This window comes from Dialister histaminiformans (assembly GCF_900103425.1).
Classification (GTDB): Bacteria; Bacillota; Negativicutes; order Veillonellales; family Dialisteraceae; genus Allisonella; species Allisonella histaminiformans.
In genome coordinates this window covers 77,446-100,307 of the sequence record NZ_FMXA01000006.1, presented here as the reverse complement: position 1 = coordinate 100,307, position 22,862 = coordinate 77,446, and the positions used below count along the sequence as shown (strand labels likewise).

The 22,862-nt window shown below is 45.1% G+C and carries 25 protein-coding genes and 1 other annotated feature; of the genes, 5 read left to right on the top strand and 20 right to left on the bottom strand.

Going from position 1 to position 22,862, the window contains the following annotated elements; translation table 11 throughout:
- Window positions 1-32: 32 nt before the first annotated feature.
- From BLQ79_RS03010 to BLQ79_RS02965, 9 genes are all read right to left on the bottom strand, one after another.
- Window positions 33-200, bottom strand: coding sequence for a tryptophanyl-tRNA synthetase (locus BLQ79_RS03010; protein WP_091363710.1), 168 nt, complete (start codon window positions 198-200; stop codon window positions 33-35).
- 16 nt (window positions 201-216) lie between these two features.
- Window positions 217-1,143 (bottom strand): cytochrome d ubiquinol oxidase subunit II, encoded by a 927-nt coding sequence (locus tag BLQ79_RS03005; protein ID WP_091363709.1) that lies wholly within the window; start codon window positions 1,141-1,143, stop codon window positions 217-219.
- A 389-nt stretch (window positions 1,144-1,532) separates the two neighbouring features.
- Entirely contained in the window at window positions 1,533-2,147 is a 615-nt protein-coding gene (locus tag BLQ79_RS02995) for a phosphoribosylanthranilate isomerase (protein WP_091363705.1), read from the bottom strand.
- A 76-nt stretch (window positions 2,148-2,223) separates the two neighbouring features.
- The gene (locus BLQ79_RS02990; RefSeq protein WP_091363704.1) at window positions 2,224-2,793 is read right to left on the bottom strand and encodes a hypothetical protein; all 570 of its coding nucleotides are present in this window, start codon (window positions 2,791-2,793) and stop codon (window positions 2,224-2,226) included.
- 143 nt (window positions 2,794-2,936) lie between these two features.
- Window positions 2,937-4,190 (bottom strand): FtsW/RodA/SpoVE family cell cycle protein, encoded by a 1,254-nt coding sequence (locus tag BLQ79_RS02985; protein WP_091363702.1) that lies wholly within the window; start codon window positions 4,188-4,190, stop codon window positions 2,937-2,939.
- A complete protein-coding gene (gene trmB, locus BLQ79_RS02980; RefSeq protein WP_091363700.1) occupies window positions 4,130-4,813 on the bottom strand; it encodes a tRNA (guanosine(46)-N7)-methyltransferase TrmB in 684 nt (227 codons plus the stop codon). Before trmB ends, BLQ79_RS02985 begins: the two co-directional genes overlap by 61 nt.
- A 258-nt stretch (window positions 4,814-5,071) precedes the next feature.
- Window positions 5,072-6,946, bottom strand: coding sequence for a phosphoethanolamine transferase (locus BLQ79_RS02975; RefSeq protein WP_159427823.1), 1,875 nt, complete (start codon window positions 6,944-6,946; stop codon window positions 5,072-5,074).
- Window positions 6,947-7,256: 310 nt separating this feature from the next.
- The gene (locus tag BLQ79_RS02970; protein WP_091363697.1) at window positions 7,257-8,615 is read right to left on the bottom strand and encodes a PFL family protein; all 1,359 of its coding nucleotides are present in this window, start codon (window positions 8,613-8,615) and stop codon (window positions 7,257-7,259) included.
- A 16-nt stretch (window positions 8,616-8,631) separates the two neighbouring features.
- On the bottom strand, window positions 8,632-8,904 hold the full coding sequence (locus tag BLQ79_RS02965) for an ACT domain-containing protein (protein ID WP_091363695.1): 273 nt from the start codon (window positions 8,902-8,904) through the stop codon (window positions 8,632-8,634).
- 281 nt (window positions 8,905-9,185) lie between these two features.
- On the opposite strand from BLQ79_RS02965, the gene BLQ79_RS02960 reads away from it, so the two are divergent.
- From BLQ79_RS02960 to BLQ79_RS02950, 3 genes are read left to right on the top strand one after another with little or no spacing between them, the layout of a single operon-like run.
- Complete coding sequence (locus BLQ79_RS02960) at window positions 9,186-9,953, top strand: exodeoxyribonuclease III (RefSeq protein WP_200779814.1); 768 nt, start codon at window positions 9,186-9,188, stop codon at window positions 9,951-9,953.
- A gap of 46 nt (window positions 9,954-9,999) precedes the next feature.
- Window positions 10,000-11,181, top strand: coding sequence for a sensor histidine kinase (locus tag BLQ79_RS02955; protein WP_091363693.1), 1,182 nt, complete (start codon window positions 10,000-10,002; stop codon window positions 11,179-11,181).
- Window positions 11,178-11,882 carry a response regulator transcription factor gene (locus tag BLQ79_RS02950; protein ID WP_091363691.1) on the top strand — a complete coding sequence of 235 codons (705 nt, stop codon included), beginning with the start codon at window positions 11,178-11,180 and terminating at the stop codon, window positions 11,880-11,882. The genes BLQ79_RS02955 and BLQ79_RS02950 overlap by 4 nt, the downstream gene beginning before the upstream one ends.
- Window positions 11,883-11,969: 87 nt before the next feature.
- On the opposite strand, the gene BLQ79_RS02945 is transcribed toward BLQ79_RS02950, so the two are convergent.
- From BLQ79_RS02945 to BLQ79_RS02905, 10 genes are all read right to left on the bottom strand, one after another.
- Window positions 11,970-12,881: an HAD family hydrolase gene (locus tag BLQ79_RS02945; protein ID WP_091363690.1), complete on the bottom strand. Its 912-nt coding sequence runs from the start codon at window positions 12,879-12,881 to the stop codon at window positions 11,970-11,972.
- Window positions 12,882-12,906: 25 nt separating this feature from the next.
- Window positions 12,907-13,257 carry a 50S ribosomal protein L20 gene (gene rplT, locus BLQ79_RS02940; RefSeq protein ID WP_091363689.1) on the bottom strand — a complete coding sequence of 117 codons (351 nt, stop codon included), beginning with the start codon at window positions 13,255-13,257 and terminating at the stop codon, window positions 12,907-12,909.
- 19 nt (window positions 13,258-13,276) lie between these two features.
- Window positions 13,277-13,474 (bottom strand): 50S ribosomal protein L35, encoded by a 198-nt coding sequence (gene rpmI, locus BLQ79_RS02935; protein ID WP_091363687.1) that lies wholly within the window; start codon window positions 13,472-13,474, stop codon window positions 13,277-13,279.
- Between the two features lie 63 nt (window positions 13,475-13,537).
- Window positions 13,538-14,047, bottom strand: a complete 510-nt coding sequence (infC, locus tag BLQ79_RS02930; protein WP_091363685.1) for a translation initiation factor IF-3 — start codon at window positions 14,045-14,047, stop codon at window positions 13,538-13,540.
- Between the two features lie 229 nt (window positions 14,048-14,276).
- Window positions 14,277-14,708 (bottom strand): HutP family protein, encoded by a 432-nt coding sequence (locus tag BLQ79_RS02925; RefSeq protein ID WP_091363683.1) that lies wholly within the window; start codon window positions 14,706-14,708, stop codon window positions 14,277-14,279.
- Between the two features lies 1 nt (window position 14,709).
- A complete protein-coding gene (gene thrS / locus BLQ79_RS02920; protein ID WP_091363725.1) occupies window positions 14,710-16,620 on the bottom strand; it encodes a threonine--tRNA ligase in 1,911 nt (636 codons plus the stop codon).
- A 41-nt stretch (window positions 16,621-16,661) separates the two neighbouring features.
- Window positions 16,662-16,871: a binding site (T-box leader), on the bottom strand.
- A 54-nt stretch (window positions 16,872-16,925) separates the two neighbouring features.
- Complete coding sequence (locus BLQ79_RS02915) at window positions 16,926-17,858, bottom strand: NAD-dependent epimerase/dehydratase family protein (RefSeq protein WP_091363681.1); 933 nt, start codon at window positions 17,856-17,858, stop codon at window positions 16,926-16,928.
- 137 nt (window positions 17,859-17,995) lie between these two features.
- Complete coding sequence (locus BLQ79_RS08235) at window positions 17,996-18,172, bottom strand: hypothetical protein (protein ID WP_159427822.1); 177 nt, start codon at window positions 18,170-18,172, stop codon at window positions 17,996-17,998.
- A gap of 109 nt (window positions 18,173-18,281) precedes the next feature.
- Window positions 18,282-19,649 (bottom strand): phosphohexomutase domain-containing protein, encoded by a 1,368-nt coding sequence (locus tag BLQ79_RS02910; RefSeq protein ID WP_200779813.1) that lies wholly within the window; start codon window positions 19,647-19,649, stop codon window positions 18,282-18,284.
- Window positions 19,650-19,656: 7 nt separating this feature from the next.
- Window positions 19,657-19,968 carry a YerC/YecD family TrpR-related protein gene (locus tag BLQ79_RS02905; RefSeq protein WP_091363678.1) on the bottom strand — a complete coding sequence of 104 codons (312 nt, stop codon included), beginning with the start codon at window positions 19,966-19,968 and terminating at the stop codon, window positions 19,657-19,659.
- Between the two features lie 354 nt (window positions 19,969-20,322).
- Between BLQ79_RS02905 and BLQ79_RS02900 the strand changes: the two genes are divergently transcribed.
- Both BLQ79_RS02900 and BLQ79_RS02895 read left to right on the top strand, forming a co-directional pair.
- Entirely contained in the window at window positions 20,323-21,363 is a 1,041-nt protein-coding gene (locus BLQ79_RS02900) for a methionine ABC transporter ATP-binding protein (RefSeq protein ID WP_091363675.1), read from the top strand.
- Window positions 21,344-21,997, top strand: a complete 654-nt coding sequence (locus BLQ79_RS02895) for a methionine ABC transporter permease (RefSeq protein ID WP_091363672.1) — start codon at window positions 21,344-21,346, stop codon at window positions 21,995-21,997. Before BLQ79_RS02900 ends, BLQ79_RS02895 begins: the two co-directional genes overlap by 20 nt.
- Before the next feature lie 76 nt (window positions 21,998-22,073).
- Here the strand turns inward: BLQ79_RS02895 and BLQ79_RS02890 are convergent, their stop codons facing one another.
- Window positions 22,074-22,697, bottom strand: coding sequence for a ribonuclease H1 domain-containing protein (locus tag BLQ79_RS02890; protein WP_091363671.1), 624 nt, complete (start codon window positions 22,695-22,697; stop codon window positions 22,074-22,076).
- Between the last annotated feature and the right edge of the window lie 165 nt (window positions 22,698-22,862).

Here is a 22,862-nt window from a genome sequence, read left to right as displayed (position 1 = left end):
CATTCTACTGGATTAGAAACAGGCCTGGTCGGTTATTTTTTCTCTTTATCCCTCTGATTCTTTATCTTCACCAGATCTCCGTTTTTGCGTGCTGCCTCCTTATCTTCTTCCGTCATATGCTCTCCATCAAGGACAATCTGCACTCCCACCTTATCCAGCCATTCATCAATGGTGTGATTTGTCTTAAATAATTCGCCCATAGTCTTCTTACCTTCCTTATTCTGATTTACGCCTTAACCGATATATAAAAACTGAAAATGTCCAGATAACTGTCACAACCAGTATAATCGTAGCCGGCCACTGATGCAGGGCACATTTTAATGCGCCCATATCTATGTCAAACTGCAGCGGAATAACCGTAATGCAGAGGGACAGAAATACACTGAGCGCAAAGATGAACGCCGCGTAAGCGAGCCCCAGCCCCCATCCGGTCAGTCTTTTCCGGGTGGCCGCAAACGATCCTATAAAAAGCATACATGACGCGGCCCAGCTCAGCCAGAGATAAGCTCCGGTGTGCCAGTATGTATTAACCGGTTTCCACAGCAGAAATATAAAGATCATATAGATAACCGCTGACAGCAGATAAGAATACAGACAGGCTCTCCTGAACCGCTCCTGCAGACTTCCCCTGGCCTTTACCGCCCCATATAAGGCCCCCAGCTGAAAAGATCCAATGACTGACCATATACCTGACAGGATGGCGGCCCCTATAAAAATAGAACTGTTGGTCGTAATGACCAGCGGTCCCGTAGCCCCTATGACAAACAGACTGGCCATAGAATACAGGCACAGCATATTCGCGGTAAGTCTTTTATTGACCCGTTGGAAAAACCAGATGCCCAACATTCTGAGGCATGCGCCCCCGACAATCAGCGTTCCTGTAAAAGCCATCCAGTTGGAATATGATGCCGGAGTCCCTGCCGGTGCCTTTACCATCACTGAGAGCATAAAAGAGGCTATGATAAACCACAGTTCATTGCCATCTACCGCCGGACGCATCAGATTAATGATATATCCCCATTCCTTCTCATCGCGTCCGATAACAGGCGCTGCCAGACAAAGTCCCCAGTCCACAGCTTCCAGTAGCAGATATAAGCCTATAAAACATGCGGGAAGTAAAAGCGCTAAATCCTTTCCTCCCATATGCAATCCTCCTTTATCCAGTAAGATCTCTGTTCCATGACGCACCGGCTCTCATGGCGCTCCTCCGCCATCGGTGGTTTTTCCTCCAAATTTCGATTGTTTTACCATGCTTCAGGTTTTATAATGATAAAAAACAGCATATATTATCAGAAACGAGGTGCCTCATGCGAAAGTTACTGCTTATTATCTCCTGTATATTCCCTTTTATTATAAAACATTTTCTTTCCAGAAAAGGAAAAACACCGTCCATCCAGTCGCAGATTATAACTCTTGCCAATCTTCCGGAACTGCATGGATGGTACATTGTCCTTCATCCTAGAAAGGCCATCTGTTTATTTCTTTTGAGAAAATCATTAAAACTCAGCCTGACTATGATTCGGCAGCTGGGTTTATAATGTGTTTTCCCGATTATACTGACGGATACTATCCACAAGTTTTCTGATTTTTTCTCTGTCCTTATATCCATTAGTCTCTGCACCGGAAGAAATATCCACTCCATAGGGATGTAAGGCCAGTGCCTCCTTCAGATTATCAAGCCCTATTCCTCCTGCCAGGAACCAGGGCTTTTTTAATGCAGGAATGTACTTCCAGTTAAAAGACTTCCCTGTGCCTCCCCGTCCATTGTCCAAAAGAAGAAATTCTGCCGAAGTACGTTCGGCCTGGATGATATCCTCGGTTGAGCGGACAGACACTACCCGGATAACCGGACAACCTGTCTTTTCCCGTAACGAAGTAATATAGGCTTCCGATTCCTGCCCATGAAGCTGAATAATCTGTATAACCCCGTGGTTTACCAGAGATACAATATGATCCTGCGGTTCATTAACAAATATTCCCACCGCCGGTATCCCATCATCCAGGACTTCACGGATGGCAGCCGCCTTTTCATCCGTAAGAAAATGGCGCCCCTGATCAAAAACCAACCCTGCATAGTCAGGCTTCGCCTCATTCAAATAAATGGCATCCTGAGGTTTCAGTAATCCACATATCTTTATCTTAACCATGCCTGCCACCTTCATTAACAAACGGATATATACTTTTTAAATTATATCACAACGGAAGAGATAACCCTCCCTGCAATTATGCATCCGGCGCCTGACCGGACGAATGATGCATCAGTTTTCTGGCACAGTCGGTCGCTTCAAGAAAGGAGATATTTCCCTCCTTGACAAACAGAATACACGCTGTAAAGAACAGTTTCCTGATTCGGTTTCCGTTGCGATGACTCATTTTCTGCCATGAGTCCGTTTCTTTCGTTTTGTCATCACCATGCCAGCCGGGGATATGTTCAAGAGAAAAGAGGCAGGGCTTTAGAATTAGCGTCTGAAGACGGGCTCCCTCACATATGGATGCCAGGGCAAACCCATCATCACTCAGTTTTTCCGTATCCTCATTCCAGGCTATCGCCATTCCCTGAGCTCCCGACTTTTTCATTTGCAGTGCCATCAGGCCCGCCATTTCCGTAGACGGGGTAAAGAAAAGAAGAAAAGGCTTTTTATTCCAGAACCATTCTTCCTTTCTCAATCCATCCCAGGGTTCCGAAACCAGATCACAGTCTGCCCCGACCCGTCGTGCCTGCGAGACGGCCCATTCTATCTCCCGGACCGGAAACCCCGGAAAATCAGAATATCCGATATATATTTTTTTCATTTTCCGGTATCTCCCCTGTGCAATCATCGTAATCGTAATATATAAAAATAAATTCCGCCTCTGCTGATGCAGGCGGAATTTATCCATCAACCATAGCTTAATCGGTTATCATCGGTTCTCTGTGGATGTTATCGGAAATAGTTTCACATGCCAGAAGATGGCCCATATTCTGCCAGAGCCCGGCGCTGCTGCATTTCTTCTTCCTTCATACTGTGTTCCACCGCTCCGGCAATCATGCCTACCGCAGTAAGATTGATGACCAGTGATGTACCACCGTAACTTATAAAAGGAAGCGGAATACCGGTAACCGGAAAGCATCCGATAACCATGGCTATATTAATACATGCCTGTGTTCCGATAAGCAGCGTCAGCCCGCTCACCAGAAGCATACGGTACGTGGTGTTGACTCTGGCTGCCAGCCTGAGCCCTGTGTAAATAAACAGCATAAAGGCGGCCACAATCAGAAGTGCACCAAAAAGCCCGCATTCCTGACACCATACGGCAAACGCAAAGTCTGTATGAGATTCAGGCAGATAAAAGAATTTTGAAAATCCCTGCCCTGGTCCCTGCCCGAATATGCCGCCGGTCCCGACCGCTATAAGGCTCTGTACTGTCTGATACCCCAGATCGCTGGCCCGGGAGAAAGGATCCCACAGGACGACCAGACGGGCCCTTCGATAAGTGGAGCTCAACGCAAGAACAAGGAATAAACTGACAGCGCCGATAAGTCCCAGAATAATTTCAACAACCGGCATCCCTGCAATAACATACATGAGTGCAGGAAATATCAGAATCATTCCGGCCGTCCCCATATCCGGCTGCAGGATGACCAGGAAGGCCATACAGAACGGCATCCACATGGGCTTAAAATAAGCGGCAATCCGTTTCAGTGAACGCAGAGTAAATCCGTTCCCTCTTCTGAGGATATTTTTTATTTCACCAAAAACGGTTATCCGTTTCCCTCCGTCAATCAACCGGGAAAGATACCATGCAGCCCACATAATGGCTGGTATTTTCGCCACTTCAGACGGCTGAATGGACACAGGTCCTATCCCAATCCATCGGGTTGCCCCGTTGACTGTCTTCCCTGCCGCAAATACCAGCACGAGCAGGGCACAGGCAAACAGGGATATGGCCCCGGAGTATCTTGCCAGGGTTTCCGGTTTTATTTTTTTAACCACATAAAATAAAAGCATGCCCGGAATCAGAAAGACCAGCTGTTTAAATACATAACTGTAAGGATTCAGTCCGCCTTCTATATTGCGGTATACCGTAGAAGAATACACATTAAATACCCCTACGGTAATCAGCCCGAATACAATGAGGTAAAGAATCCTCAGTCCTGTTCGCTGCTGTTCAATTCTGTCTTCACGGGGCGTCTGGCTATGAGACGGCATATCTTGTTCCCCTTCCTGCTGAACTTCTCTTCATATTCCGTCATCACATCGCCTTCTATCGGGTTGGCATGCAAATCATAATTAACATCAGAAAGTTCCCAGCCCATCGCTTTAAATTCTTCTACGGAGAAGTCGAATAAATCACGATTATCCGTCTTAAAGCAGATTTCTCCTTCCGGAGCAAGAAGTGCGGCATAACGTTTTAAATAATTGCGATGCGTAAGTCTACGTTTTTCATGTCTTGCTTTTGGCCATGGATCGCAGAAATTGATAAAGAAACGATCTACTTCCCCTGGGGTGAACAGTTCTTCAATATGGCTGATATCGCCAAGAACAAGTCTTACATTATTAACTGGAGGATCCAGTTCAGCTACCTTTTTCCCCGCGTAATAAATAACCCCGATCTGGCGTTCAAACCCAACGAAGTTCCATTCAGGATGTGCTGCGGCCATCTGACTGATAAAGCGGCCTTTACCTGTTCCCAGTTCTACACAGAGCGGATGTTCCGGTTCTGCAAACTGTTCTTTCCACTTTCCTTTATTTTCCACTGGTAATTCCAGGTACAGAAAATCACTGTATTCCTTAATCGCCTCATCAATCCATGGTTTTCTGCGAAGCCTCATAACACCCTCCTAAAATTCTTCTTTTTCTGATTATATATTATACTACTCTGCGTGCATGAAACTCTTCCGTTCATACACAGTCATGTATCATGATATGCCAAAATAATCGCATAATCAAGTCACAAGCCGGATATTCATGCTTTTATATTTCTGCCCTGCACAACCGGTAATTCCCTCCTCATAAGCTCACGTCCCCTCACTATATACCAGCAGAAAAGCGGTAAGACAGCCAGATGCCTTACCGCTTTTTATAATCTCTTACTGGTTCTTATAATTCGTCCCCAGTGCCTTTACATCCTTCCGGAGCCAGATATTTCCGTACATAGTCATCATGTTGGTAATATCCTTATCATATTTTCTGCTAAAGAAATCACAGGTCGGGTCATACTTAACTGAGGTGAGGCCCATGCTTCCCATCAGAGTATCATATGCCATATCATTGGTGAACAGCCAGTTCTTACGCCGTTTCATCGCTGCGAATTCAGCCGGATGTTTCTTCTGATATTCAGGAGAAGTATAAATCCAGAACGGGATATGAACCATCTGGAATTCAAACTGATCTGCATTGTGTCCCGGATTCTGAGTTACCAGTTCCCCATGATCGGAGAAATACATAACTTCATCTGCATGAAGATGGTTAATAGCCACATTCATGATTTCACTGAGGACATGATCCGTGTACAGGACACTGTTATCATATTCATCAATCATAATCTGATCCTTAGACCGGGTCTTCGACTGGTCCAGCGGGTACTTATAGAATCCATCATGCGGGTATCTGTCCCAGTAACTTACATGGCTTCCCATCAGATGAATAACGATAAGCTGACGGCGGTTGTTGGGATCCACTTTCTGCAGCTGCGGTACCAGAATAGAGTCATAATCCTTTGTCTGTACGCCAGTACCAATATAATCATTCATCCAGTGCTGATCATCACAGGCCGAGCCGATGGCGCCAATAGGGGTATCCCAGATGCCAAAGCGGGACTGATTTGAAATCCATGTGGTACGGAATCCGGCCGCTCTGGCCATATCGATAATGGAATAGGCGTCTACCAGAGGAATCTTGTTATACTGATTTTTCTGAGTGAGGGCATAGGTCAATGACTGTACCGTCTGTGTGTAGCTGGAGTAAGCATGAGTAAAGAAAGTATAGTCCTTATTTTCAGCCGCTTCCGTCTCAAAAGGAGTATTATCTCTCGGATAGCCATAGACACCCATATGGTCTCTAGTCTCACTTTCCCCGATAATAAGTACATATACCCCATCTGGTGCATGTTTTAGTTTGTTGGACAGATGCTTGTTGTTAATAACATTATGCCGACGCTCTTCCACCATGTGCTGATATTCAATAAAACTTTTCACAGTGTCCTGTGTCTGTGCCACTGTCTGTGCAATCCGGGTTTGGGAAAAGCAGAAAATCAGGGCAGCCACTTCAAAAATCAGAATAAGGACAACCCCTTTTTTCGTGCGGCCAGATACGTCTCTGGGACCAACAAAGAAATACCCGGAAACACGGAAAATAACATAAGAAAGAGCAAACAGCGCTGCTACTGCCAGGACAAGATTAAGCAGCGGAATATTAACACTGATGTATTCCAGAGCTTCATGCAGATTCGTCTGTGCCAGGGCAAGCATCATATTGACGGAAATCAGTGCATGAGTAAGTCCAAAATAGCCGATATAGGTAAACTGAATCAGACAGTACAGCAAAACAAATACAGCCCACAATATACGGACGGCCATACGCCCTTTCGGTCCCGGAATAAGCCAGGAAGCGGTAACTCCAGTAAACAGAAGGAATAGCGGAGTCGCCATTTCAAAGGATGTATCCTCTGTATTCATTACCACCTTGGCAAAAGGAGCAAGAACCGGAGCAATCAGAGACAACAGTCCCAGACACAACACGGTAATCCAGAAACTCACCAGTGCTTTCTTCAGATTTTTCCTGAACAGATAGGCCGTAATCCCGCCAAACTGTAATGCCAGAATAAAAATCTTTATCATAGACCACCAGACCAGACCACCCGGTGAGCCAAACAGAAAATTCAGAGCAAACATAACGGCAAAGGATGCCAGGGTAACAGCTGTCCACACCGCTTTCCATCCCCGGTCAGTGATAAAGCTAAACATGTGTTGTGTGACTCCTTTCGAAAAGTTTTTATCATGCTTTACACATTTTACTGTTTCATTACAAATACTCCCCAATTTTACATGATTTAGCACACGAAAACAATGGCCATACTTATCAGACAGAGCAGGCGGTGTCGTATAACAGAAAGGAAGGAGCCCTGTTTCCCTCATCCACTCCCAAAATTCAGTGCTTTCCATCGCCGGATATGGAACAAAAAAATCTGTAACCGGCAAATAATCCAGGTTACAGATTTTCAATCATATGTATGGATACAAGATAAGCCCTGACTTATCTTCCCTGTATCTTATATCAGTTCGTGAGTGAGCGGATTGGTGCAGGAATCTTTCCTCCGCGGTCGATAAATTCCTGTGCGCTGAACCGGCTGATATCCATTACCGGAGCATATCCCATCAGTCCGCCAAAATGAACCATGTCCCCCGGCTTGGCTCCAGGTACAGGAATAAGACGGGTAGCCGTGGTCTTATTGTTAATCATTCCGATAGCCGCTTCATCGGCGAGGATAGCGGAAATAGTAGCCGCTGTCGTATCTCCCGGTACGGCAATCATATCCAGTCCTACAGAACATACGCAGGTCATAGCTTCCAGTTTTTCAAGGCACAGACTGCCGCGCTGAACCGCCTGAATCATTCCCAAATCTTCACTGACCGGAATAAATGCACCGGAAAGTCCGCCTACGCTGGAAGACGCCATAAGGCCGCCCTTCTTCACCGCGTCGTTAAGCAGTGCCAGTGCCGCCGTTGTACCTGGTCCGCCTACACTTTCCAAACCCATTTCTTCCAGTACCTGCCCCACGCTGTCGCCTACAGCCGCCGTAGGAGCCAGTGATAAGTCAACAATTCCAAAAGGCGCTCCCAGCCGGTCCGCTGCCGTCTTAGCCACCAGCTGGCCAAGGCGGGTAATCATAAACGCCGTATTCTTGATGGTTTCGGCCACCACTTCAAAAGGAGCTCCCTTTACATCTTCCAGTGCCCTTTTCACTACCCCTGGTCCTGATACTCCCACATGAATGGCTGTATCTCCCTGAGTAATCCCATGGAAAGCACCGGCCATAAACGGGTTATCCTCCACCGCGTTACAGAATTCCACCAGCTTGGTGCACCCATACGCTTCATGGTCCTTTGTAAGTTCTGCTGTTTTCTTTACAATCTGTCCCATAAGGCGTACCGCGTTCATATTGATTCCACCCTTGGTAGACCCTACCGCAACGGAGCTGCAGATACTCTGAGTTTCTGCCAGTGCCTCCGGAATGGAATCAATCAGTTTTCTGTCGGATTCAGTCATTCCACGGTCTACCAGCGCAGAAAATCCCCCCATAATATCAATGCCTGTGGTATCCGCTGCCTTCTGAAGGGTTCTGGCCACCGGAACAAAACTGGATTCAGACAATCCACCGGTAATCAACGCAATCGGGGTAACCGAAATACGTTTGTTGACAATAGGCACCCCATATTCTCTGGCAATATCATTTCCTGTTTCCACCAGGTGTTCAGCTTTAGTGCAAATGGTGTCATATATATTATCGCAGAGACGCTTCATATCCGATGATACACAGCCCAGAAGGGAAATTCCCATGGTAATGGTTCTTACATCCAGCTTGTTCTGATCAAACATGCGCTGCGTAGAAAGAATTTCTTCAATATCAATCATGAGTCAGTCCTCCTGTTCATATACGATGCATGGCATAGAATAAGTCTGCCAGCTGTACCCGTGCATCTACCCCCATCTTTTTACCTTCCTGGGCCATCTTATCCTGGAATTCCTTTAAGGAAACGGAAGCCTTTTCCATATCACAGATCAGGACCATGCTGAAAATGCCGTCCTGAATGGTCTGAGATATATCAAGGATGTTGATATTTGTATCTGCCAGATCTCTGGCCACCTGAGCCACAATGCCTACCCGGTCTGCACCAATAACAGTTACTACGATTTTTTTCATGAGTATACTCCCCTTATCAGCTAAACTATCCATTCTGTGGATTATCTGGAACCAGATAAACTCTAATCTATAATACCATATGCCCTATCGGATGTTTATCCTCTGTCAGAACCCGATGCGGAAATTAATAATTATATAATATGTAAAAATTATAAAGCTATTACTATATATATTTTGTAAAAGGCGGTATAATTTAAATATGAGTAATTTTTGTTTCTTTAATTACCAAAAGTGTGCTCACATAGTTATCATCTCGTTAATAATGTATACAGAAGGAGTTAATGTTGAAAGAACTTAAATATATTTCCTGGAATGTGAATGGTCTGCGAGCATGCATGAAGAAAGGCTTTATGGATGCATTCCAGAATCTGAGTGCTGACTGTTTCTGTCTTCAGGAGACAAAACTCCAGCCCGAACAGATAAGCCTGGAACTTCCAGGATATTATCAGTACTGGAACAGCGCTGTAAAAAAAGGATACAGCGGAACCGCATTATTTACACGGATAAAACCGGTTTCTGTAACCTATGGACTCGGCATACCGGAACACGATCAGGAAGGCCGTATCATTACTGCGGAATTTGATTCCCATTACCTGGTAGTATGTTATACACCAAACAGCAAACGTGAGCTGCTTCGATTAGACTACCGCATGGTCTGGGAAGATGAAATCAGAAAATATCTACTCTCACTTAATGAGAAAAAACCTGTGATTTATTGCGGCGACCTCAATGTAGCTCATGAGGAAATCGATATTGCCAATCCCAAAACCAACCACCATAATGCAGGCTTTACCGACGAAGAACGCGGCAAGATGACCGCACTCCTCTCCTCCGGATTTATTGATACGTTCCGTTATCAGCACCCGGATACCAGAGACGCCTATTCCTGGTGGAGCTATTTCGCAAAATCAAGAGAGCGGAATGTAGGATGGAGAATCGATTATTTTATAACCAGTGAATCCTTAAAGGATAGGATTACCGGCGCTTCCATTCATCCGGAAATCATGGGAAGTGACCATTGCCCGATAGAGCTTGATATTAAGATATAATGATTGTATATTTCAACCTGTTGTTAATCTGAATCAGGAGGCTTTCATGGAAGACTCTTTGTTGAGATCGGTTTCGGGAAATGCGTCAGCAAATCAAAAAACTTCTACCAGTACTATTCCTCAGAATCTTGACCGGATCGTAAAGAATCAATTCGTATTGAAGCATGTTGTTCTTCTCTTCACTCCGGTGCTTGTCATGCTGGGCAGCATGGTTATTGCTCTGATTCTTTATTATTATGGGCGTTTCACCATAGAGAATGACTTTGTCACCTATGTTGTACTAACCACATTAACCTGTTTTTTCCTTATGGCTATGATTTCTATTTCCCTGTATGAGGAACTGGATCAGCAGCTGCTTTCCCCGTTACATGAAATTATTTTTACTGCACGGGCCATCAACAATGGATCGATAAATCATATAATCGACAGTGATGCTCCACAGGGACTTGATTCGATTACCCGCGCTTTTCAATCTATGCAATACAACCTTAATAATTCCATTAAGCAGCACGAAAACGTTGAAAAGCGAAAGCAGATCCTTTATGCAGGCATCGCTCATGACCTGCGGACACCGCTCACTTCAATCATTGGATATTCCGAAGCATTAAGCGCAGGTATCGCCAATACGCCGGAAAAGAAACGAAGGTATATACAGGCGATTTCCACACAGGCCGACGTTCTGCTCCATCTAGTAGATCAGCTGTCTATTTATAACAAACTTTCTGCCAGAAAAGCTACGTTCCCTCTTTACAAGGTCAATCTGGAATCACTGATACGCAGTTATCTGGATATTGAAGGAGATTCGCTGCTTACCAAGCATGTTCATGTAAAGACAAAGCTGAAGAGCAATATCTATGTCATGGCCAATACCGACGAATTCCAGCGAATCCTTACCAATTTCTTTACCAACAGTATTAAGTACAGGAAACTGCCGGAATCCAATGTAGTGATTTCCCTTTGCAGAAACCCCGATGATGAAGAGGAAGCTATCCTCTCCTATCACGATGATGGACCTGGTGTAGAAGAAAGCAAGCTGGAAAAGATTTTTGAACCATTTTACCGAACCAGCGAAGCGCGCACCAAAACCAGCAACGGCAGCGGTTTGGGCCTGGCTGTAGTAGCTGAAATCGTATCTATACATAAAGGCAGAATTCAGGCACTGAATGACAATGGATTATTAATTAAAATTTATTTACCAATTTTAAAAAGTAAGGAGATAATCAAATGACAAACGTACTTGTAGTTGAAGATGACCAGTTAATTGCCGAGTTGGAAAGGGATTTTCTTGAAGCCAACAATTATACTGTTTACCTTGTGAATAACGGTAAGGACGCATTAGCCACCATGGATAAAGTAGACATCAATGCCATTCTCCTTGACATTATGCTTCCAGGTGAAGACGGTTATTCTCTCTGCAGAAAAATGCGCGCAATGACCGATGTACCGATTATTTTTGTTACCGCCAAGAATGATGAAGTAGATACCATCCGCGGTCTGGGACTGGGTGCAGATGACTTTATTGCCAAACCATTTTCTCCAACCGAACTGATTGCCCGGCTACATGCACATCTGGAACGGTATAACCGTCTCAGCCGGAAGCAGACTGCTAAAGCATCTGATGGCAATGAACTGATCATCGGTAATCTGATTATCCGTCCGAAAGCCCGTCAGGTTATCTTATCCGGTAAGAATGTGGCTTTAACCGGTAAGGAATTTGACCTGCTTTATTTCCTGGCAGAACATCCGAATGAAGTGTTCTCCAAGGAAAAGCTTTTTGAAAAAATCTGGAGCCTGGATCCGGTATGCGAACCGGCGACCGTTACCGTTCACATCAACCGTCTCCGTGATAAGATGAAGGCTGCTACTGGACGCCCGTTTGAACGGATTGAAACCGTATGGGGCGCTGGCTATCGTTTCCATGTAGACTGATTGCATGCTGACTTAATATATGAAGCAACATAAAAAGGTGGTAAATCATAAAAATTTACCACCTTTTAAATTGCATCTCGTTCCTTATTAAAGCTTCAGTATAGTGGCAATGGCATGTGCCACACCATCCTCATTATTGCTTCCGATAGTTTTATCCGCGGCTTCCTTTGCCACAGGTTCCGCATTGGCCACAGCAAAAGAATGTCCCGCGTACCGGAGCATGGAAATATCGTTTTCCGTGTTGCCAAAAGCTGCAATCTGTTCCGGCCGGATTCCCCACCGGGCTGCCAGTACACCAATGGCATTGGCTTTGCTGACACCGGCTTTATGTATATCAATGAAAATCCGTTCCGGATAAACTATGGAAATCCTATCCTGGAATCTATCTTCCAGGAATTTTCGTATGTTATCCCGCTTCTGTAAATTCTTTTCCACGATAATCATCCGGGTAACTGTTTCCGCAGGATGATAGAAGTCTTCCCCTGTGTAGATGGTCTTCCGGATTCGGTACTGGCTGTATTCCTGTTCCAGTGGATCCGGCTGTGCCATATAGGCATAATCATTTATAAAGGTCTGCACCTTCCATTCCCTGTCCCTGGCAAAAGCCAGTATCTCACCAGCCAGTTCCGGAGATATACCATCCTGAGAGATAACCTGCTGCGATTCAAGCCGGGCAGTCCATGCTCCTGTATAACACACCACCGGGATGTCTCCCAGCTGCAATGGCAGAAGTTTGGCCCTGGCAGAACAGAACATGCGCCCGGTGGCAAAAACAATACGAATGCCTTTAGTCCAGGCTTTTTTCAGTATATCCGCCGTAAACGGCGAAATGGACATATCATCATGAAGGAGTGTCCCATCCAGATCGATAGCCAGCATTTTTATATCCTTAGTCATCAGTCTCATTCCTTTCCTTCTGTCATTGTAATATATTTCAGAAAATCGTTCTACCGGACATTCCGCAGTCAGTGCATAAAAAAAGATTGTGAATATCTGCATATTCACAATCTCTTTTCTTTATTGCTTACGCGTTCTTAGCGATTTCAGCCAGCTTAGCGAATGCAGCCGGATCGCTGATAGCGAGTTCGCTCAGCATCTTGCGGTTTACAGCAACGCCAGCTTTGTTCAGGCCGGCAATCAGACGGCTGTAGGTAAGTCCGTTGAGACGAGCTGCTGCGTTGATACGAACGATCCAGAGCTTACGGAATTCTCTCTTAACCTGTCTGCGGTCTCTTCTAGCATAGTAGAGAGCCTTCATAACCAGTTCATTTGCCTTACGGAACTGTGCGTGACGAGCACCTCTGTAGCCCTTTGCGAGCTTCAGAATCTTTTTATGTCTTGCGTGATTTGTCAATCCGCTTTTTACTCTTGCCATTGTTACATGTCCTCCTTAATTAACCGTTTGGAAGCAGCTTAGCTTCACGCTTGAAATCTGCCTTGGATACCAGTGCAGCTTTTCTGAAGTTTCTCTTTCTCTTCGGGGACTTCTTTTCAAGAATGTGGCTGCGGAATGCTTTATTTCTCTTAATCTTACCGCTACCGGTAACGCTAAAACGTTTTGCCGCAGAACGGCGTGTCTTCATTTTCGGCATTTAAATACTCTCCTTCAATAATGTTTTAGAAGTGCGGATACAGATCCGTTTTCCTCTGGTTACCTATGCTTTCGGGCCAATAACCATGGTCATATTACGGCCTTCAAGTTTCGGAGGCTTTTCACGAACAATGGTATCGCCCAATTCCTTCAGTACTCGATCTAAAACCACACGTCCCAGTTCCGGATGTGTCATTTCACGACCTCTGAACATAATGGTAACCTTTACCTTATTCCCATCTCCCAGGAAACGCTGTGCATGCTTGAGCTTAACATAAAAATCATGATCTTCAATGTTAGGACGAAGCTTGACTTCCTTAACCTGGAAAACCTTCTGTTTTTTCTTGGCTTCCTTTTCGCGCTTCTGCTGTTCATATCTATACTTACCATAGTTCATGATACGGCATACTGGCGGCTTACCATTAGGAGCTACTTCCACCAAGTCCAAACCGCGTTCTTCTGCTTCGCGAATGGCATCGCGAACATTCATAACGCCTAACTGTTCGTTTGTATCGCTGACAACACGTACTTCACGAGCACGAATCTGTTCATTGATACGAAGTTCCTTAGCTATCTTCTTTCACCTCCGAAAATACAGGAACCAGAGCCTCTTCTCAGCACCGGACTTCCCTTATATCATTGCAAGCAAAAGCGGACGGTAGACACCGTCCGCTTCAAGTTCACACGTAGACCTTAGTAGCACTTAGCCTTGTAAGGTGAGAAGCGGATGACTTCTTCTTGCAATCAAATACGTGAATATAATACCCTTTATTTGCCGTCTTGTCAAGCGGTTTTTCCTGTATTCAGGCATGTACTTCTTCTGTGTCACGGATAACGCGATGAGCCACACTTACGGCCACTTCATTAAAATGAAGAACGCCTACCCCTACATACACAGCAACACATAAATGTTCATTCCACCGGGCTATCCCGATTTTTCCACCTACATTCATGCCTATCAGTTTAAGTTTCAGCTGTTCTATGCAGGATTCCATGGCACCAAGTACTGAGCCATCCCCTACATGGGTATCGGTAATGACATGCTGTCTTTGAGCAGCTACAATGGCCGATTCATAAATCTTGGGAAGAATATCCAGAAATTTCCCGCCAAAATTTACTGCCACTGCATGTATCCCCTGCTTTTCCAGGCGGTCCCGGAGATTATATTCTTCTGTTCTTGTTTCTGTCAGCGCCATTCGCAGGGCGGCGCGTCCGATATCACTGCTCTGAAGCATATCAGTCTACCGTTCTGTTCTTAACTTCATCATGAACACGGTTAATGAAGGATTCCAGATTTACACTGCCTTCATCGGCTCCCTTGCGAGTACGTACGGAAATGTTACCTGCTCCGACTTCCTTATCCCCAATGATGATCATGTAAGGAACCTTTTCCATCTGTGCCTTACGGATCTTGTATCCCAGAGTATCGTTGTTTTCATCCAGTTCTACGCGGATGTCAGCTGCGGACAGCTTGTCAGCGATTTCCTTAGCATAAGCCATCTGGTTGTTGGATACCGGAATAACCTTTGCCTGAACCGGAGCCATCCATACCGGGAACTTGCCAGCAAAGTGTTCTGTCAGGATACCGATGAAACGTTCAAGGCTGCCGTAGCCTGCGCGGTGAATCATTACGGCTCTGTGTCTTTCACCATCTTCACCTACATAGGTTACATCGAAACGTTCCGGCAGCTGCATATCCATCTGAATGGTACCGCACTGCCATGTACGGCCGAGGGAGTCCTGAATATGGAAGTCCAGCTTCGGACCATAGAATGCGCCGTCCCCTTCATTCACCTTGTATGGGATTCCTGCCTGTTCAATGGCTTCACGAAGAGCATCTGTAGCCAGTTCCCAGAGTTCGTCAGAACCCATGGAATTTTCCGGACGTGTGGACAATTCTACATGGTACTTGATGCCGAATGGTGCATACAGGTCCTTGAACATCTGAAGGGTTTCAATAACTTCCGGCTTCATCTGTTCACGGGTCATGAAAATGTGCGCATCATCCTGAGTAAAGTTACGTACGCGGAAAAGTCCATGCAGTGCACCATGGAGTTCATGACGATGTACCAGGCCGAATTCTGCAACACGCTTTGGCAGGTCTCTGTAGCTTCTCTGCTGAGTCTTGAAATAAAGAATTCCGCCAGGGCAGTTCATCGGCTTAACCGCATAATCTTCTCCATCAATCTTTGTGAAATACATGTTTTCACGATAGTGATCCCAGTGACCGGACTGGAGCCACAGTTTCTTGGACAGAATAACCGGGGTCATGATTTCTTCATAGTGATACTTCTTGAAGAGTTCACGTTCAAAATCAATCAGCGCATTGCGGATAACCATTCCTTTCGGATGGAAGAACGGGAAGCCCGGGCCTTCATCATGGAAGCTGAACAGATCCAGTTCTCTTCCCAGTTTTCTGTGGTCTCTCTTAGCTGCTTCTTCGCGAACATAGAGGAAGTGTTCAAGTTCTTCCTTCTTATAGAAAGCTGTGCCGTAGATTCTCTGAAGCATCTGACGGTTTTCATCGCCTCTCCAGTAAGCGCCGGCTACAGACATGAGCTTGAATGCCTTAACCTTGCCTGTGGAACGTACATGAGGGCCTCTGCAGAGGTCAGTGAAATCCCCCTGTGTGTAGAATGTAATCTGTGCATCTTCCGGAAGATCTTCAATTAATTCCACCTTGTAATCCTGATTTCTTTCCCTGAAGTAAGCCAGAGCTTCTTCTCTACTCTTGCTGGATTTCTGAATAGCCAGATTTTCCTTTACAATCTTAGCCATTTCCTTTTCAATGGCCGGGAAATCTTCGTTGGTGAACTTATGTTCAGATTCCAGGTCATAGTAAAAACCTGTATCAATAGCCGGACCAATGGCAAACTTGGTGCCTGGGAACAGGTGCTGAATAGCCTGTGCCATAACATGAGCCGCTGTGTGTCTCAGAGTATGGAGTGCTTCCGGAGAATCCTTTGTGAAAAATTCTACCTGTGTGCCATCTTCAATATTGTCACGAAGATCAGCATATTCACCGTTTACTTTGGCAACTACTGCGTCTCTTCCAAGGCTGTTGGAAATAGCCTTAGCGGCTTCAAACAGAGGAACAGCTTTTTCAAAATCTACTTTTTTCCCATCTTTCAGAATAATAGATACCATATTATTCAAATCCTTTCTGTAAATAAAAAAACTTTCATCCCGAAAGGGACGAAAGTTAAGTTCCGTGGTTCCACCCAAATTAAATCTTACGATTCACTCTGAGACGATAACGGCGCCGGCCGGAATATCCTACTTGATTCAGACATTCTGTTCAAGAGTGGTAAAATTCAAAACGCATAATCCGTTTTCACCAGCCACGGACTCTCTTCCTATGCCATATGTGAATTTCTTGTCTCTATCTCAACATTTATAACTATAATACACCTTTAGAAACAGTTGTCAAGAAAAACTTTCTATATACAGATTCATTTACCGTACATATCTTTGAAATAACGGTAGGTCTCTTTAAGGCCTTCCTCCAATGAGGTTTCAGGTCGCCAGAGCAGCCCTGCCTCCGCCTTCCGGTTTGACAGACTTGACCGGTAAATATCCCCAGGCCGTGCCGGGCCATATAAAGGATGAACTTTTCTTCCGGCCACCTTGGACAACACCTCTACCAGGGTATTCAGTGAGGTTTCCGTCTGTGTTGACAGATTGTATATGGTATTCGCATAAGGCGTTTTCAGTGCCCTGTAAATACCATTGGCTATATCTCCCGCATAGACAAAATCCCTCGTCTGATGTCCATCCCCGAAAATGGTAATATCCTTACCTTCGGCAATTCGCCTGGTGAAAATGCTGATTACTCCCCCTTCACCACTGTCTCCCTGCCGTTCACCGTATACATTGGCAAAGCGGAGAATCACATATTCCAGTCCAAAGGAACGGGAATACAGTTCCAGATACTTCTCTACCCCTATTTTGGACAATCCATAAAAGGACAACACCTGCAGTGGTTCATCTTCCCTCACCGGCAGCTGACTATCGGCTACATCTCCATATGCCGCCGCGGTGGAAGAAAAGATTATCCGTTTTACCTTGTTTCTTCTTGCCGCTTCCATAACGTGGACAGACCCCAGGATATTCTGCTGGCAGTCAAAAACCGGGTCCTCCATAGATACACCGACCGCAATCTGTCCCGCCAGATGCACTACGGCGTCAAACTGTCCTTCTTCAAAAACCTTATCCAGTTCTGGCGCATTAATGTCCATCTTTATGAATTTTGTACCTTTTGGTAAGTGCTCCAGTGTACCGGTAGAAAGATTATCCAGAACCGTGACATCCACCTGTTCTGCCTGCAGCCGGCGCACCAGATGAGAGCCAATAAATCCAGCTCCCCCGGTAACCAATACTTTCATTTGTATATCCTTTCTCCCTTACCCACACCAGATACATAAATCCGGCGGTAACGGAAAACATTTCATTGTCTGATTTCCTTAATTTTATCACATTCTGTTTTTCATATGGCTCTGTTTTTCATAAGTTTAATATTATTTTAAAACCTGAGCCGGCTCTGTGGACACCAGGAAGATTCACCCCCGCCATAAGGGAGTACTCCCAGGCGTCTTCTCCAGATGAGATAATCAGGCAAAACAAAATGGATGCTTCCTGTAAGATACAGGAAAACATCCATCCGCTCAATCTTTTTCTGTGAACTCAGGATTTCAGGCATATACACGCCTGCCCTGCAAGTTGCACTTATGCCGATTGGTGTATGGAAAAGGCCATACCTGCCCGGTATCTGTCATTTCCAACGCGATTATCGGCTTATCGCCTTATTATTACAATAAGGTTTTTACAAAAGCTACGATTTCATCCCGCTTTTCTTCCATTAACTTCCGGTCGCCTCTGGTTTCCAGGTTGAACCGAATCAATGGTTCCGTATTGGATGGGCGGAGATTGAATCTCCAGTTTTCGAAATTAATGCCAATGCCATCAATCGTATCTACGGATACCGCATCCTTTGCGTACTTATCGCGAACCGCTGCCAGCACCTTCTTTGTGTCAGAAGCAGGCAGGTTGATTTCGCCGCTGCATGGGAATTCTTCTTCCATATGAGATACCATATCCGCCAGACTGATACCTGTTTCGCTCACAAGCTGAGCCACAATCAGCCACGGAATCATTCCGCTATCGCAATAGGAGAAGTCACGGAAGAAATGATGAGCACTCATTTCCGCACCGTAAATACCATGGACTCTGCGCATGGTTTCCTTCATAAAAGCATGTCCGCCCTTAGATTCTACAGCCTTTCCTCCGCATTCTGCCACAATCTTCTGTGTGTTCCAGTACAGGCGCGGATCATGGATAATGGTTTCTCCCGGATGCTTCTTCAGGAAGTAAGTGGCCAGGAGCCCTACCATATAATAACCTTCTATAAATTTTCCGTTTTCGTCAAAGAAGAAGCAGCGGTCGAAATCCCCATCCCAGGCAATTCCCATGTCCGCCTTAACTTCCAGTACCTTCTTAATGACTTCCTGTCTGTTTTCCGGAAGCATAGGATTCGGTACCCCATTCGGAAAATCTCCATCCGGCTGCATCAGCATTTCCGTGAAATGGATCGGCAGATGTTCCTTCAGACGGCTGAAAACTACATTGGCGCAGCCATTGCCGGCGTTAACCACAATATGAAGCGGTTTCATACGTGAAACATCCACATAGGAAAGGAGATGCTGGACATAATCATCCAGTATATCCTTCTTTTCCACAGTTCCCTTATGGACAATCTCACCAAAGTCGCCGGAAAAGGCAAGCTTTTCCACTTCTTTAAGCCCGGTATCCGAGCTGACCGGCTTACCTTCTTCCCTTACAATCTTAAGCCCGTTGCAGTTGGATGGATTGTGACTGGCAGTAATCATAATCCCGCCATCCAGCTTATAGTAGAACGTGGTGAAATATACCATTTCCGTTCCGCAGAGGCCGATATTGTAAACATGAACCCCTCCATCGGTAAGTCCATCGCAGACAGCCTTGCAGAAAGCAGGAGAACTCTTTCTTACATCGTATCCTACACACATGGTCTTCGGATGATAAAGTTCAGCATAAGCCCGTCCAACCCGGTAGGCCAGCTCTTCGTTAATTTCATCCGGAATCACGCCGCGGATATCATACGCCTTAAAACCTGTATGCGCCATATGCAGTTCGTTCATTTTTCAATTACTCCTTTTTTTCTTTTCTTTCTTTCATTCTCTGCAATATTGTAGCATATCCATCGGCGCCAAAGGTAAGACATCTTTTGACTCTGGAAATAGTGGCTGTGCTGGCCCCTGTAACATCCTCTATCTGTTCATATTTTTCCTTTTCCTGCAGCATTTTAGCTACCTGCAGACGCTGGGACATATCATGCAGTTCATTAACTGTGCAGAGATCTTCAAAGAATTCATAGCATTCATCCACATTTTCAAGAAGAAGAATCGCTTCAAATAACTGCGTTGTCAGTGGATTGACTAATCTGGAATTGACACTCATGTAAACCTCCTGTATGGCAAATTATCTATATTGCATGAACTATATATAGATACGTAAACTTTCATACTTTAATTCATTATAACATTACCTAATGCAGATTGTAAATTTCCCTGGCCATACAGCACTCATTAAGACATACGACCAGCCTTTCCCTATCTGTCATTCCTGCAGTTTTATGCATATTATATCTGATATAGTTTTAATGAATAGCAATCGCTATCTTATTTCTTCATTGCCCTCTCAAAATGTGTATGTTAGTATTTAACCAAGTTCACAATTCACTTTTGAAATAGTTTATCAACAGATAATTCACTGTTACCTGCGGCTATTCAGATTTAAAACAGGAGCTGTCATATGATTGAATTAAAACATGTATCTAAATCCTATACAGCCGGTGTCGATGCCCTTAAGGATATCAACCTCACCATTAACGATGGGGAAATCTTCGGCATCATCGGGCAATCCGGCGCCGGAAAGTCTACACTTATCCGATGCATAAACATGCTGGAAAGACCTACCTCCGGGGAGGTAATCATCAATGGAAAGGATATGACCAAACTTTCCACCTCGGAACTCCGGGCTGAACGAAGACATATCGGGATGATTTTCCAGCATTTCAATCTTCTTTCCAGCCGTACCGTATATGAAAATATCGCTTTCCCTCTGGAACTTTACGGCACACCGAAGGAAGAACAGAAAAAGAAGATTACCGATATTCTGGAACTTGTCGGCCTGACAGAATATAAGGATAAATATCCATCTCAGCTCTCCGGCGGTCAGAAGCAGCGCGTTGGTATAGCCCGCGCCATCGTATCCGATCCGGATATTCTTCTTTCCGATGAAGCAACCAGCGCTCTGGATCCGGAAACAGTAAAATCCATCCTTAACCTGCTTAAGGACATTAACAGAAAACTGCATATTACCATCATCATGATTACTCATCAGATGGAAGTTATTAAGAGCATTGCCGACCGCGTGGCTATTATTGAACACGGCCATATTATTGAACAGAGCAGCGTTCTCGATCTCTTTACCTCTCCAAAGACAGAGACCGCCCGCAACTTTATCGGAAGCGTCAGCTCCAATACCCTTCCGGAAGGTCTTAAGAATTATCATATCCATGACGAACGGGAGAATGCCGATGACCACATTATGATGCGCCTTTCCTTCCGCGGCGATGTAGCTAATGAACCTATCATCGCCAAGCTCGCCAGAGATTATAATCTGGAAGTCAGTATCCTTTACGGCACTGTAGACTTTATCCAGGGCGTATCTTTTGGTAAGCTTATCATCGATGTTTCAGGCAGTGATTCCAATATCACCGCAGCATTTAACCATCTGCATTCTTTACCGATAGAAAGTGAGGTTCTCGGCTATGTCTCCGGAAATATTTAGTCTTCTTTTTGAATCCCTCGGTGAAACCCTCTACATGGTCGCCGTCTCCATGATCTGCGCTTCCATCCTGGGCATCCCGCTGGGCATCCTTCTGGTAGTAACCGAAAAGGGTGAAATTCTCGCCTGTCCGGCTATCAATAAACCGTTAGCCTTTATCATCAACATGATTCGCTCTATTCCGTTTATCATCCTGATGGTAGCTATTATCCCATTTACCCGATTTCTGGTACATACATCCATCGGAACTACAGCGGCTATCGTTCCTCTTACCATTGCCGCAATTCCTTATATCGCCAGAATGGTAGAAACTTCTATCCGTGAAATTCCATCTGGTCTGATTGAAGCAGCGGAATCCATGGGTGCCACCCCAATGCAGATTATCCGCAAGGTACTGCTGCCGGAAGCACTTCCTTCCATTCTGGAATCCTTAACCGTGGTTATTGTGTCCCTGGTCGGCGCTTCCGCTATGGCTGGTACCATCGGCGGCGGCGGACTTGGTGACCTGGCCATCCGTTACGGATATCAGCGTTTCCAGGCTGACGTGATGATTGCCACCATCATCGTTCTGGTAATTGTTGTCCAGCTGATTCAGTTTATCGGTAATTATCTGTCCAGAAAAGCAGATAAGAGATAATCCAGTTACTGCAAACAGCCATCATACTCAGAAAATATCTGAGTATGATGGCTGTTTTTCTGTGTCACATCAACTGTTATCGGCGGGCCAGTAATGCCCCCTTGGCCAGCTGATCTGCCATTTCATTATATTTGACTCCGGTATGACTGGGAACCTTGTGAAAGTGCACTGTCAGCCGATTTTTGATAGAATCATAATATGCTTTCAGTGCTTTAGTTCCTTTCTTATTAGCTTTCCATTCTCCAGTACACCATTTTTCAATGCCAGCATAGTCATAGTAGAGCTCCATTACAGATACTCCCCGTTCCAGGCAGTTTTTCATGGCAAAAGCTGCTCCATGTATCTCGCCAGCCACATTCCGCATGGTTGCCTCTTCCTTATCTTCAATCTTTTCCCCATAGGTTTCCGTTTTACCTTTGTAGAGAATCACGCAGCCAAAAGAAAACACTCCCGGCATAAACGGCATAAAGGATCCATCCACATAAGCTATAAAGCTATCCGGATTTTCTCCTCCAGCATAGACCGCTGTCTCAGGTTCTCGGGCACCGTCTCCGAGAAAAGCTTCTGCTTCCTCCTGGGTGTAAAATCCTTTGTAGGAGGCTCCAGGATACCCGATAACCTGTTTTCTGCACTCATCCCAGGTTCTGTACAACCCTTCCCTTCTTCCCTTTCTGACAGCATACCAGGATTTTTTCTTCATAATAACCTCCCATATTTTTCATCTATATTTATATTCAGAATTTAACTTCGTACGTTTGCCATATAGTCATATATGACCGTACCATGTATTTTACCATAGACAGGCTTTTTATTTTATGCAAAAAATCTCAAAACTTTTCCCTGCTCTGGGATATCGCAATTATCG

Coding starts and splice junctions, on each gene's coding strand:
- BLQ79_RS03010 (WP_091363710.1), bottom strand. CDS start 200: ATGGGCGAATTATTTAAGACAAATCACACCATTGATGAATGGCTGGAT.
- BLQ79_RS03005 (WP_091363709.1), bottom strand. CDS start 1,143: ATGGGAGGAAAGGATTTAGCGCTTTTACTTCCCGCATGTTTTATAGGC.
- BLQ79_RS02995 (WP_091363705.1), bottom strand. CDS start 2,147: ATGGTTAAGATAAAGATATGTGGATTACTGAAACCTCAGGATGCCATT.
- BLQ79_RS02990 (WP_091363704.1), bottom strand. CDS start 2,793: ATGAAAAAAATATATATCGGATATTCTGATTTTCCGGGGTTTCCGGTC.
- BLQ79_RS02985 (WP_091363702.1), bottom strand. CDS start 4,190: ATGCCGTCTCATAGCCAGACGCCCCGTGAAGACAGAATTGAACAGCAG.
- trmB (WP_091363700.1), bottom strand. CDS start 4,813: ATGAGGCTTCGCAGAAAACCATGGATTGATGAGGCGATTAAGGAATAC.
- BLQ79_RS02975 (WP_159427823.1), bottom strand. CDS start 6,946: ATGTTTAGCTTTATCACTGACCGGGGATGGAAAGCGGTGTGGACAGCT.
- BLQ79_RS02970 (WP_091363697.1), bottom strand. CDS start 8,615: ATGATTGATATTGAAGAAATTCTTTCTACGCAGCGCATGTTTGATCAG.
- BLQ79_RS02965 (WP_091363695.1), bottom strand. CDS start 8,904: ATGAAAAAAATCGTAGTAACTGTTATTGGTGCAGACCGGGTAGGCATT.
- BLQ79_RS02960 (WP_200779814.1), top strand. CDS start 9,186: ATGTTGAAAGAACTTAAATATATTTCCTGGAATGTGAATGGTCTGCGA.
- BLQ79_RS02955 (WP_091363693.1), top strand. CDS start 10,000: ATGGAAGACTCTTTGTTGAGATCGGTTTCGGGAAATGCGTCAGCAAAT.
- BLQ79_RS02950 (WP_091363691.1), top strand. CDS start 11,178: ATGACAAACGTACTTGTAGTTGAAGATGACCAGTTAATTGCCGAGTTG.
- BLQ79_RS02945 (WP_091363690.1), bottom strand. CDS start 12,881: ATGCAGATATTCACAATCTTTTTTTATGCACTGACTGCGGAATGTCCG.
- rplT (WP_091363689.1), bottom strand. CDS start 13,257: ATGGCAAGAGTAAAAAGCGGATTGACAAATCACGCAAGACATAAAAAG.
- rpmI (WP_091363687.1), bottom strand. CDS start 13,474: ATGCCGAAAATGAAGACACGCCGTTCTGCGGCAAAACGTTTTAGCGTT.
- BLQ79_RS02925 (WP_091363683.1), bottom strand. CDS start 14,708: ATGCTTCAGAGCAGTGATATCGGACGCGCCGCCCTGCGAATGGCGCTG.
- thrS (WP_091363725.1), bottom strand. CDS start 16,620: ATGGTATCTATTATTCTGAAAGATGGGAAAAAAGTAGATTTTGAAAAA.
- BLQ79_RS02915 (WP_091363681.1), bottom strand. CDS start 17,858: ATGAAAGTATTGGTTACCGGGGGAGCTGGATTTATTGGCTCTCATCTG.
- BLQ79_RS08235 (WP_159427822.1), bottom strand. CDS start 18,172: ATGCCTGAAATCCTGAGTTCACAGAAAAAGATTGAGCGGATGGATGTT.
- BLQ79_RS02910 (WP_200779813.1), bottom strand. CDS start 19,649: ATGAACGAACTGCATATGGCGCATACAGGTTTTAAGGCGTATGATATC.
- BLQ79_RS02905 (WP_091363678.1), bottom strand. CDS start 19,968: ATGAGTGTCAATTCCAGATTAGTCAATCCACTGACAACGCAGTTATTT.
- BLQ79_RS02900 (WP_091363675.1), top strand. CDS start 20,323: ATGATTGAATTAAAACATGTATCTAAATCCTATACAGCCGGTGTCGAT.
- BLQ79_RS02895 (WP_091363672.1), top strand. CDS start 21,344: ATGTCTCCGGAAATATTTAGTCTTCTTTTTGAATCCCTCGGTGAAACC.
- BLQ79_RS02890 (WP_091363671.1), bottom strand. CDS start 22,697: ATGAAGAAAAAATCCTGGTATGCTGTCAGAAAGGGAAGAAGGGAAGGG.